Raw genomic sequence first — 15,719 nt, 5'->3', positions numbered from 1 at the left:
CGCCTTCTTCGGCCGGCTGGAAGATCAGGTAGACCGTGCCGTCAAAGTCGCGGTTTTTGGCAAGGTGATGCGCGGCCGCCAGCAACATGGCGGTGTGGCCGTCGTGGCCGCAGGCGTGCATCTTGCCGGTCTGCGTGCTCGCGTGGGCGAACTTGTTGAACTCCTGCATCGGCAGGGCGTCCATGTCGGCGCGCAGTCCGACGGCGCGGCCAGAAGCGCCACCGTCACGGCCGTGCACGATACCGACCACGCCGGTCGTGCCCATGCCGCGATGGACGGGAATGTCCCACGCCTCGAGTTTTTTTGCCACCACGTCGGCGGTGCGTACTTCCTGGAAGCAAAGTTCAGGGTGGGCATGGATATCGCGGCGAATGGCGGCGATTTCGGCAGTTTCTGCCAGTATGGAGTCAATGATTTTCATAACGTTCTCCGTTAAACGGTCATGGTAACCAAGCCGGCCCAGGCTTGCAGGGGTACTTAAATTCGACCTTCTTGCACGGCGTGGCAAGCCACACGCCGGCCACCGGTTTGCAGAAACTCCGGCCTTTCACTTTGGCAGCGCGCATTGGCGTGCGGGCAACGCGGATGGAAAGCGCAGCCGCCGGGCGGGTTCAGCGGATTGGGCACCTCACCCGATACTGGTGTACGGGCCCTGCCGGTGTCGTGCATTTTGGGAATGGCGTCGAGCAGCATGCGCGTGTACGGATGGCGTGGTGTGTCGAACAAGGCGTGCTTGTCGGCCAATTCAACCAGCCGTCCCAGGTACATTACACCGACCTGGTCACTGACATGGCGCACCACCGCAAGGTTGTGCGAGATGAAAAGATACGTGAGGCCGCGCTTTCGCTGCAGGTCCTTCATGATGTTGAGCACCTGCGCCTGAACGCTCACGTCCAGTGCAGATGTCGGCTCGTCGCAGACCAGGAATTCAGGCTCGGTGGCCAGTGCCCGCGCGATCGAAATGCGCTGGCGCTGCCCGCCCGAAAACTGATGCGGGTACTTTGGCATGTCCAGCGCGGACAGTCCCACTGAGGTGAGCAGTTCGCCCACACGTTCCCTGAGCGCTGTACCATCTTCCAGGATGCCGTGCTCGCGCAGCGGCTCGGCAATGATGTCTTTCACCGTCCAGCGCGGGTTCAAGCTGGCATAAGGGTCCTGGAAGATCATCTGGATGCGTCGGCGCAGCTGCCGCCCTTGCTGCGTCCTGAAGGCTGCATGCGCGTCTTGTCCGTCGAAATTCAACCCGCCCCGTGTCGGTTCATAGAGGCCCACCAACAGGCGCGCCACGGTGCTTTTTCCGCAGCCTGATTCGCCGACAAGCGCCAGCGTCTTGCCTTTTTCAATCTCGAAGCTCACGCCGTCGACCGCCTTGAGCAGCAGCCGGGGCTTGCGTTCCAGCACGCGGTTGAGCCAGGGCGGCGACACGTCGAAGGTTTTGGCCAAGTCGTGCGCTTGAACCAACGGAGCCCCTGGGCTTGTCACTGCGTGTACTGTGTTGCCCCGTTCTGACATGCTCCGGGGCTCGTTTCCTTGGGGCGACCCGGGGAAAAATTGTCCCGAATCATCGGGTTGCGGGATATTCAAAATTTCGCTCATGCGGCCACCACCGCATGCGCATCGTGCAGCCAGCAGGCGGCGCGCGTGGCACCGGCCGGCATCAGGTCCGGCCTGTCCTGGCGGCAGCGGTCAAAGGCCTTGGGGCAGCGCGGGTTGAAGGCGCACCCCTCAGGAATGGCGTTCAGGCGCGGCATGGCGCCATCTATTTGATACAGGCGCTCGCGTTCCACCGCAATATGGGGGATGGCCGCCATCAGTCCGGCGGTGTACGGGTGCGCGGGATGGTTGATGACCTGGTGCACCGGCCCGATTTCAGCGATGCGGCCGGCATACATCACAGCCACGCGGTCGCAGGTCTCGGCGATCACCCCCATGTCGTGGGTGATCAGCATGACCGCGGCGCCGCGTTGCCGGCAAATGGTTTTGAGTAGCGTGATGACCTGGGCCTGGATGGACACATCGAGCGCGGTCGTCGGTTCGTCGGCCACGATCAGCTTGGGTTCCGCCGCCAGCGCCAGGGCGATCACCACACGCTGGCGCATGCCGCCCGAGAACTGATGCGGGTAGTGATCTATGCGCTGCGCCGCCGCCGGAATACCGGTGTCGTTGAGGAGTTCGATCGCTCTCGCCCGTGCCTCCTGTGCGTTGACCGGCAGATGGGCCTGGATGGTTTCAACGAGTTGCCGCCCTATGGTGTAAAGCGGGTTCAGCGAGGTCAGCGGGTCCTGGAATATCGCGCCTATCTTGCGTCCGCGGATATGGCGCATGCGTTCATGGGACAGGTTGTCGATGCGCTCGCCTTCGAGCAGGATCTGGCCGCCGGCCACACGCCCGGGCGGCTCCAGCAGGCCGATGATGGCGGCGCCGGTTAGCGATTTTCCCGCGCCCGATTCGCCCACCACGCCGAGGATTTCGCCGGGCGCGATGTTAAACGAAATGTCGTCCAGCGCGCGCAGCGTGCCGCGCCGGCCGGGAAACTCGACCACCAGGTTCTTGATTTGTAAAAGACTCATGGACAGTTCAGTTCACGAAGTGACAAATGGTGAGCAAGTTTTTCCGCCGGGCCGCCCCAAGGAAAAATGCGCCCCCTCGGGGGGCAGCGTAGTACACGAAGTGACAAGCGTGGGGGCCATTTATCGCAACCTTGGATTAAGGGCGTCGCGCAGCCAGTCGCCCAGCAGATTTACGCTCAGCGCGATCAGGACCAGCATCAGGCCCGGGAACACAGCGATCCACCATTCCCCCGAGAACAAATAATCGTTGCCCACGCGGATCAGCGTGCCCAGCGAAGGGGACGTAGGCGGTGCACCCACGCCCAGGAAGGACAGCGTGGCTTCAGTGATGATGGCGGTCGCCACCTGAATGGTCGCCAGCACCAGCACCGGCCCCATCACATTGGGCAGCACATGGCGGCGCATGATGCGCAAGGGGGCCACGCCCGTGACGCGGGCAGCCTGCACGTATTCCTTGCCGCGCTCCACCATAGTGGAGCCGCGCACGGTGCGCGCATATTGCACCCAGCCGGATTGCCCCATTGAAATCGACAGGATCAGCACGCCCATGGCCAGCAGCTGGCTGGCGTCGGGAAACAACGCACGGCCCACACCCGCGATCAGCAGTGCAACCAGGATGGGTGGAAACGAGGACATCACGTCGCAGATCCGCATGAGCGCCGAGTCGATCCAGCCGCCGCGAAAACCCGCGAGCAGACCCAGCGAAACACCTGCCAGCATGGACAGGATGACGGAGGCCGCACCCACAACCAGCGAAATGCGCGCACCGTACATCAGGGCCGACAGGATGTCTCGCCCCTGGTCGTCGGTGCCGAGCAGGTATTTGGAACTGCCTTGCGCGCTCCAGGCGGGTGGCAGGCGGGCATCGCCGAGCTCCAGCGTGGCCAGATTGAACGGATCGTGCGGCGCCACCCAGCCGGCGAACACCGAGCAAAAAATGCAGACCAAAGCAATCACGGCTGCCAGCATCGCCACCGGTGAAGTGCGAAAGCTGTAGCCGACATCACTGTCAAGCCAGCGTGCAAGAGTTTTCGTCATCAAAAAAACCAGTTCATGTGTCCAGTGGCGAACCAAGCGAAGTCTGTGCCAGCAACAGCGCGGAACCGGCTTTGCCGGGCCGCAGCTGTTGTCCCCTGCAGGGGAGAGGCCATTACGCGAAGCGAGACGGCAACAGGGGGGTCATTTCTTGACAGTCATCCACTTGAAGAACATAAAGTTGTCGGCCAACTGAACGAGTTCAACTTTTTTGCTCGTGCCCCAGGCCAATGATTGTTGGTGCAAAGGGATGTGGCCCACGTCGGCGGTATGGAGGTCGAAGGCCTCCTTGATCATGGCATTGCGCTTGGCCTTGTCGGTTTCGGACTGAATTTTTCTGGTCAGCTCGTCAACTTTTGGGTTGCAATAGGCGCCCAGGTTGAACTGGCCGGCGCCTTTGTCGTCGACGCAGGCTACCAGTGCATTCAGCGCATTGTGGGCGTCATACGTTCCCGGGGTCCAGCCCAGCATGTAAAAGCTGGTGTCGCGACGCAAGATCTTGGGGAAATAGGTGCCCTTGGTTTCGGCCTGCAGGTTGACTTTGACGTTGATGCGCGAGAGATTGGCCGCCACGGTCTGGCAGATCCGGCTGTCGTTCACATAACGGTCGTTCGGGCAGTTCATGGTTACTTCGAAACCGCTGGGGTAACCGGCTTCGGCAAGCAATTTTTTGGCTGCGTCGGGGTCATAGGGCAAGCGCTTGTTCTGGTCGGCCTGAAAGCCGTTGATGCCGGGGCCGATCAGCAGTGCCGTGGGGTTGGAGCCGCCACGCATCACGGTTTTCTTAATGCCTTCGATGTCGATAGCCTGGTAGAAGGCCTGGCGTACGCGCTTGTCCTTGAATGGGTTTTTTCCCTTCACGCTGGAGTACAGCAGTTCATCGCGTTTTTGGTCCATGCCCAGGAAAATGGTGCGCAGTTCAGGGCCCGCCAGAACACGCGTGGCGGAGCCGCTGTTGACGCGGTCAATATCCTGCACCGGCACTGGCTCCATCACGTCGATTTCGCCGGACAACAGGGCCGCCACGCGCGTGGCGTCGTTGCCAATAGGCGTGTAGACAACTTCTTGCGCATTGCCTTCAATCTTGCCCCAGTAGTTGCCGTTGCGGACAAAGGTGGTGCGCACGTTGGGCTGGCGCTCGCGCACGCGGTAGGGACCGGTGCCGTTGGCACGGAAGGATGCTGCGTTCTCGATGCCCTTGCGCCGGTCCACTGGCCGGGTGGCCTGGTTGGTTTCACACCACTTTTTGCTCATGATGTAAACCAGCGACAGCACTTCCGGAAGAATGGGGAAGGGCGCCTTGGTTTCGATCTCCACCGTGTGGTCGTTGATCTTGCGTACTTCCTTCAGGTCGTTGGTGTAGCTCTTCATGTCAGAGCCGTCAGCCTGGGTGCGCTGAATGCTGAACACCACGTCATCGGCTGTGAACGGCGTGCCATCGTGAAACTGCACGCCCTTGCGCAGCTCGAACCGCCATACCGCGGGCGAGGTCTGCTTCCAGGAGGTGGCCAGGCCAGGCGCCAGACTCAGGTCCTTGTTGCGGATGACAAGTCCTTCGAAGGCATTTCCCGTCACGCTGAGCTGCAGCGATTCATTGAATGAATGGGGATCCATGGACAGTGCGTCGCCCTGATTCGCGACTCGCAGGGTTTGCGCCGAGGCGACAAAACTGGTGGCTGTGATGGCGCAAAGGGCGGCGGCCGAAAGTAAACTGGACTTGAATTTCATCAGGGACTCCTTGTGGAAGGGATGCGAACTGTGGTTGAAACGATTGCGAGGGTTGCAGCTAGTGGGCGGTGTTGCCAATGCGTAGCCTGGGGTCCACTGCAAAATAGAGCAGATCGACCACCAGGTTGATGATCACGAAAATCAATGCAATCAGGCACAGGTAAGCGGCCATGACCGGTATGTCGGCGAAGGTGACGGCCTGGATGAACAGCAGGCCCATGCCCGGCCACTGAAACACGGTTTCGGTGATGATGGCAAACGCGATCAGGCCGCCCAGCTGCAGGCCGGTGATGGTCATCACCGGCACCAGGGTGTTGCGCAAGGCGTGGCCGAAGTGAATGACCCGGTCGGGCAGGCCGCGCGCCCGCGCGAACTTGATGTAGTCGGTGCGCAGCACCTCCAGCATTTCGGCGCGAACGAGCCGCATGATCAGCGTGAGCTGGAAGACCGCAAGCGTCACGGCCGGCAGCACGATGTGGTGCCAGCCATTGGTGCTGAGAAGCCCGGTGCTCCACCAGCCGATCTGCACGGTGTCACCGCGGCCAAAGCTCGGAAACCAGCCCAGGCCGACCGAAAATACCAGGATCAGAAGAATGCCGATGAGGAAAGTCGGCAGCGAAACACCCAGCAGCGACACGGTCATGAACACCTGGCTCATGAGCGAGCCGCGGCGCAGCGCCGAGTAGACGCCCATCGGGATGCCGATCAGCAACGCCAGGACGGCGGCCACCAGCGCCAGCTCCAGCGTGGCGGGAAAGCGCTCGGAGATCAGGCGCGACACCTTGGCCCCCTGACGCAGGCTCAAGCCGAACTCGCCTTGCGCGGCGTTCACGAGGAAATGCCAGAACTGCACGACAAACGGCCGGTCCAGGCCCAGGTCGGCGCGCAACTGAGTGATTTGCGCCGGTGTGGCGTCTTGCCCCAGGAGGAACACCACCGGGTCGCCGACATACTGAAACAGCATGAAGGCAATCAAGGCGACCACGACCATCACGATCACGGCCTGAATCAGGCGGCGCAAAATAAAAGCAAGCATCAGCCAAAGAAAAAGTGTCGGACGATACTAGCAGAGCAACAGTCGTGCCGACACCGGGTTTACTTTAGGGTTAAAGAAACTTCCCCTGCCCCGCGATTCGCCCCAAATCGGCGTTTTCCGTGGGATTTCCGGACTGTGCCCCGCCTCTTTCGGTGCGGTCTCAAAGCCTTTGCAGTTTTTTGCGGACCAGCAGGATATTGCTGCGCAGCGCATACAGCTCATCGGTGTAGGAAAGCGGCACGCTGATTTTTTCCGCGCGGCTTTCGAGGCTGTTCAGCTCTTCCAGCAGCGCCGCATTGCCGCTGTTTTCTCCGGAGGTTTCCACACGGTTTTCGATGTCGCGCAGCTGGCCATACCAGCGAAAGATGCGTGAACGCACGCGAAACGCATAGAGCGGCGGGATGATGCGCGACAGCGGCAGCATGATGGCGATGATGATGCCCATCACCAGCCACATCCGTTCCACCAGGTTGGCCACCCAGAAGGGCAGGTAGCGCTGCAGCACCGGGGTGCCGCTCTTGATGGCGCGCTCGGCTTCTTTGGCAATGGGCAGTTCGCTGTTGTCGCGGTTCGGGTATTCGCGGGCGCTTTTGAACCAGCCGGCCCCGCCATGGATGTCGTTGCCGGCCTGGGCCAGCAGCTGTTGCAGGGCCGGATGGGTGCTGGAGCGGGTGATTAGCGAGGTCGTGGACGCCACCAGCCGCACGTCATCGGGCGGAATATTGCCCGCCAGGTCCACCACGCCGCGTGGCAGGCGGGTGGGGGTCAAAAATGCAAAGCGCCTTGAGTAAGCCTCGCTCTGGGCGAAGTTCATGAGCTTCACGCCGGGGGTTTGCAGCAGCATCTGCACCATCAGCGATTCGGGGGCGGAGGCAAACACGATCGCGTCCAGGTCGCCGCCCAGAAAGGCCACCGTCGCGGGCGTCTGCTCCAGCCTGGAAATTTTCACCGTTGCGGGGTCGATGCGGTTGCTTTCGAACAGTTTGGCCATCAGGCTGGGGACGCCGCTGCCGGGTGTGCCCACGTTGACGCGCAGGCCCTGCAACTGCGTGAGCGAGGTGAGGCTGGCGTCTTGCGCCGTGTCTGCAGCGGCTACTTTAGGTGCGCGCTGGTTGCCAGGTGCCTTCGCTGCCCGCGCCGCGGCGTCGACCTTGCGCGCCGCATCCTCCCGGTAGAACAGCCAGAGCGGCTCCACAAACAGGCTGCCAAGCGATGCCAGGTCTTCTTCATCCTGGGGGGTGTAGTCGCTGGTGCCGCCCTGGACGAATCCCACGTCGACCTTGCCCTCGCGCAGCAATTCCAGGTTGGCGGCCGAGCCTTCCGACGGCACAAGGACCACCTGGATACCTTCGACCGCCAGCGCTTTGGCGTAACGCTTGCCAAATTCTTCGTAGGCGCTTTGTGCTGGGCCTGTGGCCAGCCTCACGCGCTTGGGCGGGTTGGGGTCCAGCCACCAGTAGGCCAATACCAGCAGCGCCGCGGCCAGCAGGATGAAAGGCCCGGCGGAAACCGCCAGATCGCGCAGTGACAGCAGGGTGTAGCGTATGGTTTTCGGCATGCGCTGAACCATAGCATGCGGTGCTGCCCGCCGGTCTGGCAAAGCATTTCCAGTGGTAAAAAAGTGCCTTCTGCCCAATACGGGCGAGCGCAAGCAGCTATCAAAACAATAGCGATTGGCCACCGTGCCAGTGAGCCGCTTATGGGCGGGGTTCGATGGAAAGCACCGTAAAGGCCCCGTTGATGCTGTCTACGGTGAAACTGACCTTGTCCCCGGCTTTGACGGTCTCCAGCATGGCGGGGTCCCTCACCTGGAACACCATGGTCATGCCAGGCATGTCGAGGTTTTTGATGGCGCCGTGCTTGAGGGTGATCTTGCCGGCCTCCTTGTCGACTTTGCGGACTTCGCCTTCGGTTGGTGGCAACGCTGCCTGCGCCAGGGCAAGCGACGCGGCCAGCGCGGCAAAGAGGGCGGCGGGCGTGCGGTTAAAACGTTTCATGGGAACCCCTTTCAGGTGCGGTGATAGCTTTGGTAAATGCGGGTGCTGCCATCCCGGTGAACCAGCAGCACGTCATACGGATCCTTGCGTGCGCCGTAAAGCGGTGCGTCCATGCCGGGCGAGCCCACCGGCATGCCGGGCACGGCCAGGCCGACGGCTTGCGGGGCTTCCTTGAGCAGACGGTGCACTTCGCGGGCCGGCACATGGCCTTCCAGTGCGTAGCGCTTGCTGGCCAGGCTGACTTCCGCGGTATGGCAGGAGCCGAGCTTTTCCGGCATGCCGAGCCGGGCCCGGGCGGCTGTGTTGCCGCTGTCGTGAACGCGAACCTCAAAACCGTTGGCCTGCAGGTGCGCCACCCAGTCCTTGCAGCAGCCGCAGTCGGGGTCTTTCCAGACTTCCAGCTGCGGCCGGGCCTGCGCCATCACGGCGGGTGCCAGCAGCGAGACGCCGGCGAGGGTGGCGACTGCGCGCACGAAAAATCTTCTATGCATGAGCTTCTCCTTGGGTGAGGTTTAACGGGATGACGCAGTGACGCTGATCTTGCCGACCATGCCCGCCTGGTAGTGGCCAGCGATCAGGCAGGCGAAGTCGAATTCGCCGGCGCGGTTGAAAGTCCAGACCAGTTCACCCGACTTGCTGGCCGGCACATGCGCCATGTAGGGTTCGTCGTGCTCCATACCCGGGAATTTCACCATCATCGCAGCATGGGCGTCGAGTTCCGGCTTGGTGCCGATGACCAACTCGTGCAAAAGATTGCCCTGGTTCTTGATCACGAAACGCACGGTTTCGCCTTGCCTGAAAGTGAGTTTGTCGGGGCTGAAGCGCATGTTGTCGCCCATCGACAGCGTCACGGTGCGCTTAACCAATGAGGTGTTGCCCGCTATGCCCCAGGGCTTTTGCTCTTTTTTGGCGGGAGCGGCTTTATCGGCGGCGTGTGCGCCATCGCCGTGTGCAAAGACCCATACCGGTGTCGTGGCAAAAGTGATGGCCGTGAGGATGGAAAGAAGGTTTTTCATGTGTGTGCCAAATGGGTAATAAACGAGTAATTAGGGCGTAATAAATGGGCAGTGAATAGGCAATAAATGGTTCATCAATGTTGAGGGTTCAGTGAGCTGAGTGCGAGGCTGGCGTGGACGCGCCGGATGTCGTGGCGTAACCGCGCAACTCTGCGTAGAGCGCTACTTGCGGTGCTGTCAGCAAACGGGTCTGCTGCAGGTGGGTACGCAGGTGTGAAGCACGCAATTGAGCCTGCAGCACGCCGATTTGCTGCGTCAGTGTTTCAAGCTGCGCCGCATCGATCTTCTTGCCGGCGAAAGCAGCGTCCAGGTCGCGCTCGGCCTGTACCAGCCGGGCCCCCATGTCGCGCGCTTCGGCCTTGTGGCGGGTCATGAGCGCTTCGCTGGCCTCGGTTTGTGCTGCGCTCAGGGCCAGCGGGCCGGCCAGTTCCAGCACATGCATGGGGCCCGGGTAACCGTTCAATTCGGCCGCCTTGGCCTGTTCCATGCCTTTGCCAGCCAAGAGGTCTGCGGTTTGCGCCTCAGACAGGGCCTTGATGCCTCGCGTGTGCTGGCCTGCGTAAGGGCTTGCGGTAGGGACTTCGCCGGCGGGCCGGCCATGCTGGGCAAACAAGGCTGTAGTGCACGACAACAAAGCGCAAGCTGCTATTAATTTGAGAGCGTTTGGGGTGTTCATTGGGTTCCTGAGCGGTTTTGAATCAGTGGCCGGTGTGGCCTGAGGGCTTGCGGATGTTGACTTCAGCGCCGCCCGCGGGCGCGGCGGGGTTGCCGGGCTGGGGTCGGGCGGGGTCGGGCAGGGCGCCCTTCCACTCGTATGCCTGCGTGCCGGCAGGTTGCCGGTACCAGCCCGGGTCCTTGTAGTCCCCCGGTTTCTGGTCCCCACGCACCTTGAGCACGCTGAACATGCCGCCCATTTCCACGCCGCCATAGGGCCCCTTGCCCGTCATCATGGGCGCGGTGTTCTCGGGGATTGGCATCTCCATCTGGCCCATGTCGGCCATGCCGCGTTCACCCATCACCATGTAATCGGGCACGGCCTTCTGGATTTTCCGGACCAGGCCGCGGTGGTCCACGCCAATCATGGTGGGCACGTCGTGGCCCATCGCGTTCATGGTGTGGTGGCTTTTGTGGCAATGAAAAGCCCAGTCGCCTTCCTCGTCCGCCAGAAATTCAAACTGCCGCATCTGGCCCACGGCAACGTCGGTCGTTACTTCCGGCCAGCGGGTCGACCGTGGCGTCGGGCCGCCGTCGGTCCCGGTCACGGTGAACTCATGCCCATGCAGGTGCATCGGGTGGTTGGTCATGGTGAGGTTGCCCACGCGTATGCGCACCTTGTCGTTCCTGCGCACGACCAGCGGATCGATGCCGGGAAAGATGCGGCTGTTCCAGCTCCACAGGTTGAAGTCCAGCATGGTCATGATCTTCGGTGTCATGCTGCCCGGCTCGATGTCGTAGGCGTTGAGCAGGAACACGAAGTCGCGGTCGACGGCGTCGATGAGCGGATGCTTCTCCTTGGGATGCGTGACCCAGAAGCCCATCATGCCCATCGCCATCTGCGTCATTTCGTCGGCGTGCGGGTGGTACATGAATGTGCCCGGGCGCCGGGCGGCGAACTCATACACAAACGTCTTGCCGACCGGGATGGCCGGCTGGGTCAGCCCGGCCACACCGTCCATGCCGTTGGGCAGGCGCTGGCCATGCCAGTGTACGCTGGTGTGTTCGGGCAGCTTGTTGGTGACGAATATACGGACGCGGTCGCCCTCGACCACCTCAATCGTGGGCCCTGGGCTCTGGCCGTTGTAGCCCCACATGTGGGCCTTGAACCCCGGGGCCATTTCGCGCACCACCGGCTCTGCCACCAAATGGAATTCTTTCACGCCATTGTTCATGCGCCAGGGCAGCGTCCATCCATTCAGGGTGACGACCGGGTTGTAAGGCCGGCCGTTTGGCGGCGCAAGCGGCGGCGCGGTGTCGGCCTTGTTCATCGTCGTGGGCTCGGGCAGCGCGGCCATTGTCACCTTGCTGACGGACGCGGCGGTAACCGCAGTCAGCGCCGCGCGGTTAAAGAAATTTCGTCGATTCATGGGATTCCTTGTGTTGGGGGGCGCACTCAGTGCGCGGCAGCGGCGCCGGTTTTGCCGGAGGACGCGGACGTGCGCGGGCCGGGCGATGCGCCGGCAAGTACCGTCTGAAGGTCGGCTTCGGCAAGCCAAAAGTCGCGTTGCGCCTCGATGGCATCCGCAGCTGCCAGGGCTTGTGCGCGGGCGCCAGCCAGCAGCTCAAAGATGCTGGTGAGCATGCCGTTGTAGCGCAGTACGGTTTCGTCCTGGATGAAACGGTAAAGCGGCATCACCTCCGTCTGGTAATGGCGCGCCAGGTCGTAGGCGCTGCGGTAGCCGTGGTAGGCCTCGCGTGCCTCGCTGCGCGCCCTGACCGCCAGCTCGCGCACGCGGGCCGAGTCCCCCATGGCGTCCCACAGGCCGTCGGCACCGGGCTGGGGCCGGATGGCGCGTTGCCCCGCCCATTGCGCGGTCGCCAGCCGCAAGTCCAGCCGTTGCTGCAGCACGCGACTTTCCACATCCGGCATGTCTTCCGCTTTCGCTGGCAGGTCAGGTAGCCGATCGGGCAATATGAAGTCGGCTTGCGTGCCCCACAGGCCCATCACCACCACGAGCTTTTCGCGTTCGCTGAATGCGGCCTGCCGGGCGCGCGCCAATTGCGTGGTTGCCCCGGCCAGCAGCAGTTGTTCGCGGGCCTGCTGCAGTTTGCTCCAGTTGCCGGCGCGTGCCATGCGGCGCGCCAGCTCGCCGGCGGTCTCGGCGCTTTCCCTGGCCTCATCCATAAAGCGCTCTGTTTGCGCAGCGGCCACCGCGTTGATCCAGGCTTTGCGGGTTTCGTGGGTCAGCTGGGCGATGTCTTGCGCGGCCCTGAGTTTGGCCGGACTGGCGGACACGGAATCCGTGATGTTGACGCCTTCGCCGGCCAGGGACAGTTGCAAGCCGGGGTTGTTGAGCAGCGCAATGCGCACCGCATTTTCGGCACTGAGCGGGCCTTTTAGCAGGCCGGCAACGGCGGCGCTGGCGTCTTTGCCCGGCCGCGCGATCAGCATGGGGGGCGCAGTGCCGGAGCCGGCCGGTTGCGTGGTGGCCAGCGCCTGGAGGCCGCTCACGCCGCCGTCGGGCACTGCCGTTGTGCAGCCCGTGAGAGCCAGAACGAGCAGCGCCAGTGAGCCCAGCCGCAGGCAGGTAACGACGTGACGATGCTTGGCTGCGGAGGTCATGCCGGGCCTCATGGTTTCGAGACGGCGGGCGCCGCATCTTCGCTTCGTGGTGCCTGGGCTTCTTCCCATTTCAGCAGGTCGGCATGCCCCCTGGTGAACCGGCCCGCGGAGGCGTTGGATTTTTTCCAGTCGTCGCTGGCCAGCTCCACGCCCTGGGGACGGTTCACAAATACCGATTGGTACACGGCGGATGGCACCGGCGTCTCGGGGTTGGCGGCCTGTTCGGCAGGACGGGGGTTCACCCGGGGGTACGGCTCAGCCTGCGCATGAGCCCCGGCAAAACCGGTGAAAAACAGTGCGAGAGCCAGCGCTGTGGGCGGCCCAAAAATGAAACGAGTGGTCACAAGAATCTCCTGAATACAAGCGGGGCGATTTGCGGAAAATCGCGAATGTTCGGTGTCAAGGGCTTGAAAAGCCCTGCCGGACGGCAAGTACAGGCCCACTACGGGCCTGGAGATCAGGAAATGGGTGGTTTTTGGCCCAGTGCGGCGTCGGCACTGGCAAACTGGTTTGGCGCGGGAAGCGGCAGGCTGCGTGCTTCAAAAACGACGCTGTGGTCAAGCGCTGCCGGAGACAGTGCCACCGTATGGCAGGCCTGGCACGCTGCGCAGGATTCACAGCCGGTGTCGTTCACCGGGATGCTGCTGTCGGTGGTTTGCTCCGCACAGTTGTGCATGGCCATGGAGGACTCGGGCGACATCTCTTCGTGGCTGGAATGGCCTTCAGCGCCCGTGTGGTGAGCGGGAGCAGCTATCGTTTTGGTAGCGGATTGTTCCGCGGAAGCATGCTGCGCGTGTTGCACATGGGACGCGGCCATCTGCGTTGCCATCGCATCGCCCACCCAGCCGCGCAGAGGCAGCAGGGCGATCATCAGGGCGAAGAGCAGGTGGCGCATGGATGAATGATAGGCGATGCTTTCAAAAAGTTCCCCATGTGCCAGCCTGACCAGCCCGGTCAGCCCCGATTTCATGACTTTGTATCAAAGTGCCGTGCCGCCTTGGCGCGCCCGGGTCTCGGCTTGCCATCGCAAGGCCGGCAGTGGAAACTGTCGTCATCGCACATGACACGCAGAATTCGTCTTTGAAACCTCATCCCATGCAGTTGATCCCATGCTTTTGAAGCCCGGCGTTGCAGCCGCCCTGGCATCTGCCTTCCTGTTTGGCGCCGGCACGCCGCTGGCCAAGTCACTGCTCGGCCAGATCAATCCCTGGGTACTCGCCGGGCTTCTGTATCTGGGTTCCGGTCTGGGGCTAGCCATTTATCGCAGGCTGAGGGGTGCTGCCCGGCCACGCCTGAATCCGGGTGAGCTGCGCTGGCTGGTGGCTGCCGTGGTCTGCGGCGGCGGGCTGGCACCTGTGCTGCTGATGTATGGGCTTTCGGCGATGCCTTCCAGCCGCGCAGCCTTGCTGCTCAATGCCGAGGCAGTATTGACCGCCGTGCTCGCTTGGATGGTGTTCCGGGAAAACTTTGACCGACGTATTGCGGCCGGCATGGCCGCCATCGTGGCGGGAGCCCTGCTGCTGAGCTGGCCGCAGCAGGCTGCGGCCACTGAAGGGGCAACCTTCAGCATGCTATGGCCCGCTCTCGCTGTCACCCTGGCGTGCTTTTTCTGGGCCCTGGACAACAACTTCACGCGCAAGGTCTCGTTGGTGGACGCGTCATGGATTGCCTGTGTGAAAGGATTGGCGGCCGGCGTCACCAATCTGTTGCTGGCTTTTCTGGCAGGTGCGGCGTTGCCGGGTGCGGCCAAAATTTCCGCTGCAATGGGTGTCGGCTTGTTGGCCTACGGGGTGAGCCTGGCGCTTTTTGTGGTGGCTTTGCGCCATCTTGGGGCGTCACGTGCCGGCGCCTACTTTTCGACTGCGCCTTTTGTGGGGGCCTTGTTTTCCGTCGCGTTTCTCTCCGAGCCCGTCACCTGGCAATTGCTGTGCGCCGCGTTGCTGATGGCAATCGGCATCTGGCTGCACCTGACTGAGCATCATGCGCACAGGCATCGACACGAACCGCTGGAACACGAGCACCTGCATGCGCATGACGAGCATCACCCGCATGAGCACGCGTCGGCGGTTGCAGGAATGCATTCACACCGCCACCGCCATGAGCCTTTGGACCACAGCCATGCGCACTACCCTGATGCCCATCATCGCCATGGGCATTCCGGCGGCTGAACAAGCTGGTGTCGCTTGCTGCCTGGCCGCCTTGCGCGGTCAGGTTTTCTGGAGTTGCAGCTGAGCCTTGTCGATCCACAGCTGCAGGCTGTCCAGCAACTCCTTCTGGCTGAACGAGCAACTTTCTTCGGTGAACAGTGCGGCGGACTCGAGCCGGTTCAGCAACTGCAGCTGCACCTCATTGAAGCGGGCCGGCAAGGCCGCTTCAAGGCTGTGCTGCTGCGCGGCCAGTTGCGCGAAGTTGCCCACGCGAATGTCGTCACTGCGAAGTTGCTGCAATGCGTGTTGCAGTTGGTCCAGTTCGTTTTGGGGTGTCATGGCCGCCGTGGAATGTGATGAACGGTGACGAGTGCTCAGGCGGCCGCAGAGGCCGGCACCCGCGTCGGCATGCGGTCAAACACCAGCGTCAGCATGGCCAGCAGACCGAAGGGTACGCCGACCCACCCCAGCTGCGCAAAACCGACCTGGTCGAGCAAGGCGCCGCTGACGACCGCGCCCAGTGCCGTGCCGATATACAGCATGGAGCCATTGAGGCTGAGAAGAAGTGGCGCCTGCGCCGGCGACAGGGTGGCCAGGCGGCTTTGCTGTGGCGCCATCAGGCCAAAACCTGCAATGCCCCACAGCACCAGCACGGCCATGGTGGCAGGGACATGGCCGCGTGTCAGCGGCAGCAGGCACATCATGGCCACCAGCATGGTTAGCTGCACACGCATGCTGCGCAGCGCGCCAAAGCGATCAGTGGCCCAGCCGCCCATCAGCGTGCCCGCAACGCCTGCCAGACCGAAGACGGCCAGTGTGGCGGAGAGCTGCGCCGAACTCATGGGGTTGAGCGCCTGCAGCACCGGGCCCACATAGGCGAACACGCTGAAGATGGCGATGAAGTACAGCA

General features: G+C 62.7%; 18 protein-coding genes. 1 reads left to right on the top strand and 17 read right to left on the bottom strand.

The window, feature by feature from the left end; all coding sequences use genetic code 11:
• From ABI546_RS21155 to ABI546_RS21085, 15 genes are all read right to left on the bottom strand, one after another.
• Positions 1–421, bottom strand: a 421-nt coding sequence (locus tag ABI546_RS21155; RefSeq protein ID WP_348049938.1) for an amidohydrolase, incomplete at its 3' end; no start/stop codon positions are given.
• Positions 422–477: 56 nt separating this feature from the next.
• Positions 478–1,512, bottom strand: a complete 1,035-nt coding sequence (locus ABI546_RS21150) for a dipeptide ABC transporter ATP-binding protein (RefSeq protein WP_348049936.1) — start codon at positions 1,510–1,512, stop codon at positions 478–480.
• 80 nt (positions 1,513–1,592) lie between these two features.
• Entirely contained in the window at positions 1,593–2,570 is a 978-nt protein-coding gene (locus ABI546_RS21145; RefSeq protein ID WP_348049934.1) for an ABC transporter ATP-binding protein, read from the bottom strand.
• A 120-nt stretch (positions 2,571–2,690) separates the two neighbouring features.
• Positions 2,691–3,608, bottom strand: coding sequence for an ABC transporter permease (locus ABI546_RS21140; protein ID WP_348049932.1), 918 nt, complete (start codon positions 3,606–3,608; stop codon positions 2,691–2,693).
• A gap of 141 nt (positions 3,609–3,749) precedes the next feature.
• Positions 3,750–5,333, bottom strand: a complete 1,584-nt coding sequence (locus ABI546_RS21135) for an ABC transporter substrate-binding protein (protein WP_348049930.1) — start codon at positions 5,331–5,333, stop codon at positions 3,750–3,752.
• A 58-nt stretch (positions 5,334–5,391) separates the two neighbouring features.
• On the bottom strand, positions 5,392–6,369 hold the full coding sequence (locus tag ABI546_RS21130) for an ABC transporter permease (RefSeq protein ID WP_348049928.1): 978 nt from the start codon (positions 6,367–6,369) through the stop codon (positions 5,392–5,394).
• A gap of 160 nt (positions 6,370–6,529) precedes the next feature.
• Positions 6,530–7,927, bottom strand: a complete 1,398-nt coding sequence (locus ABI546_RS21125) for a TAXI family TRAP transporter solute-binding subunit (RefSeq protein ID WP_348049926.1) — start codon at positions 7,925–7,927, stop codon at positions 6,530–6,532.
• Between the two features lie 139 nt (positions 7,928–8,066).
• Entirely contained in the window at positions 8,067–8,366 is a 300-nt protein-coding gene (locus ABI546_RS21120; RefSeq protein ID WP_348049924.1) for a copper-binding protein, read from the bottom strand.
• A gap of 11 nt (positions 8,367–8,377) precedes the next feature.
• Positions 8,378–8,788, bottom strand: a complete 411-nt coding sequence (locus ABI546_RS21115; RefSeq protein WP_348049940.1) for a DUF411 domain-containing protein — start codon at positions 8,786–8,788, stop codon at positions 8,378–8,380.
• A gap of 90 nt (positions 8,789–8,878) precedes the next feature.
• The gene (locus tag ABI546_RS21110) at positions 8,879–9,382 is read right to left on the bottom strand and encodes a cupredoxin family protein (protein WP_348049922.1); all 504 of its coding nucleotides are present in this window, start codon (positions 9,380–9,382) and stop codon (positions 8,879–8,881) included.
• A gap of 88 nt (positions 9,383–9,470) precedes the next feature.
• Positions 9,471–10,058, bottom strand: a complete 588-nt coding sequence (locus ABI546_RS21105; protein WP_348049920.1) for a hypothetical protein — start codon at positions 10,056–10,058, stop codon at positions 9,471–9,473.
• A gap of 22 nt (positions 10,059–10,080) precedes the next feature.
• Positions 10,081–11,466, bottom strand: a complete 1,386-nt coding sequence (locus ABI546_RS21100) for a copper oxidase (RefSeq protein WP_348049918.1) — start codon at positions 11,464–11,466, stop codon at positions 10,081–10,083.
• A 26-nt stretch (positions 11,467–11,492) separates the two neighbouring features.
• Positions 11,493–12,662: an RND transporter gene (locus tag ABI546_RS21095; protein ID WP_348049916.1), complete on the bottom strand. Its 1,170-nt coding sequence runs from the start codon at positions 12,660–12,662 to the stop codon at positions 11,493–11,495.
• Positions 12,663–12,670: 8 nt separating this feature from the next.
• Positions 12,671–13,006, bottom strand: a complete 336-nt coding sequence (locus tag ABI546_RS21090) for a hypothetical protein (protein WP_348049914.1) — start codon at positions 13,004–13,006, stop codon at positions 12,671–12,673.
• 113 nt (positions 13,007–13,119) lie between these two features.
• The gene (locus tag ABI546_RS21085) at positions 13,120–13,632 is read right to left on the bottom strand and encodes a hypothetical protein (protein WP_348049912.1); all 513 of its coding nucleotides are present in this window, start codon (positions 13,630–13,632) and stop codon (positions 13,120–13,122) included.
• A gap of 139 nt (positions 13,633–13,771) precedes the next feature.
• On the opposite strand from ABI546_RS21085, the gene ABI546_RS21080 reads away from it, so the two are divergent.
• Positions 13,772–14,830 carry an EamA family transporter gene (locus ABI546_RS21080; protein WP_348049910.1) on the top strand — a complete coding sequence of 353 codons (1,059 nt, stop codon included), beginning with the start codon at positions 13,772–13,774 and terminating at the stop codon, positions 14,828–14,830.
• A 39-nt stretch (positions 14,831–14,869) separates the two neighbouring features.
• On the opposite strand, the gene ABI546_RS21075 is transcribed toward ABI546_RS21080, so the two are convergent.
• Positions 14,870–15,148 (bottom strand): hypothetical protein, encoded by a 279-nt coding sequence (locus ABI546_RS21075; protein ID WP_348049908.1) that lies wholly within the window; start codon positions 15,146–15,148, stop codon positions 14,870–14,872.
• A gap of 35 nt (positions 15,149–15,183) precedes the next feature.
• A partial coding sequence (locus ABI546_RS21070) for an MFS transporter (RefSeq protein ID WP_348049906.1) occupies positions 15,184–15,719 on the bottom strand: 536 nt, incomplete at its 5' end.

Origin of the sequence: Polaromonas sp. (genome assembly GCF_039932935.1) — a bacterium.
Classification (GTDB): domain Bacteria; phylum Pseudomonadota; class Gammaproteobacteria; order Burkholderiales; family Burkholderiaceae_C; genus Polaromonas.
Note: the sequence above shows the minus strand (reverse complement) of the source record. Positions and strands in the feature narration are given on the sequence as shown.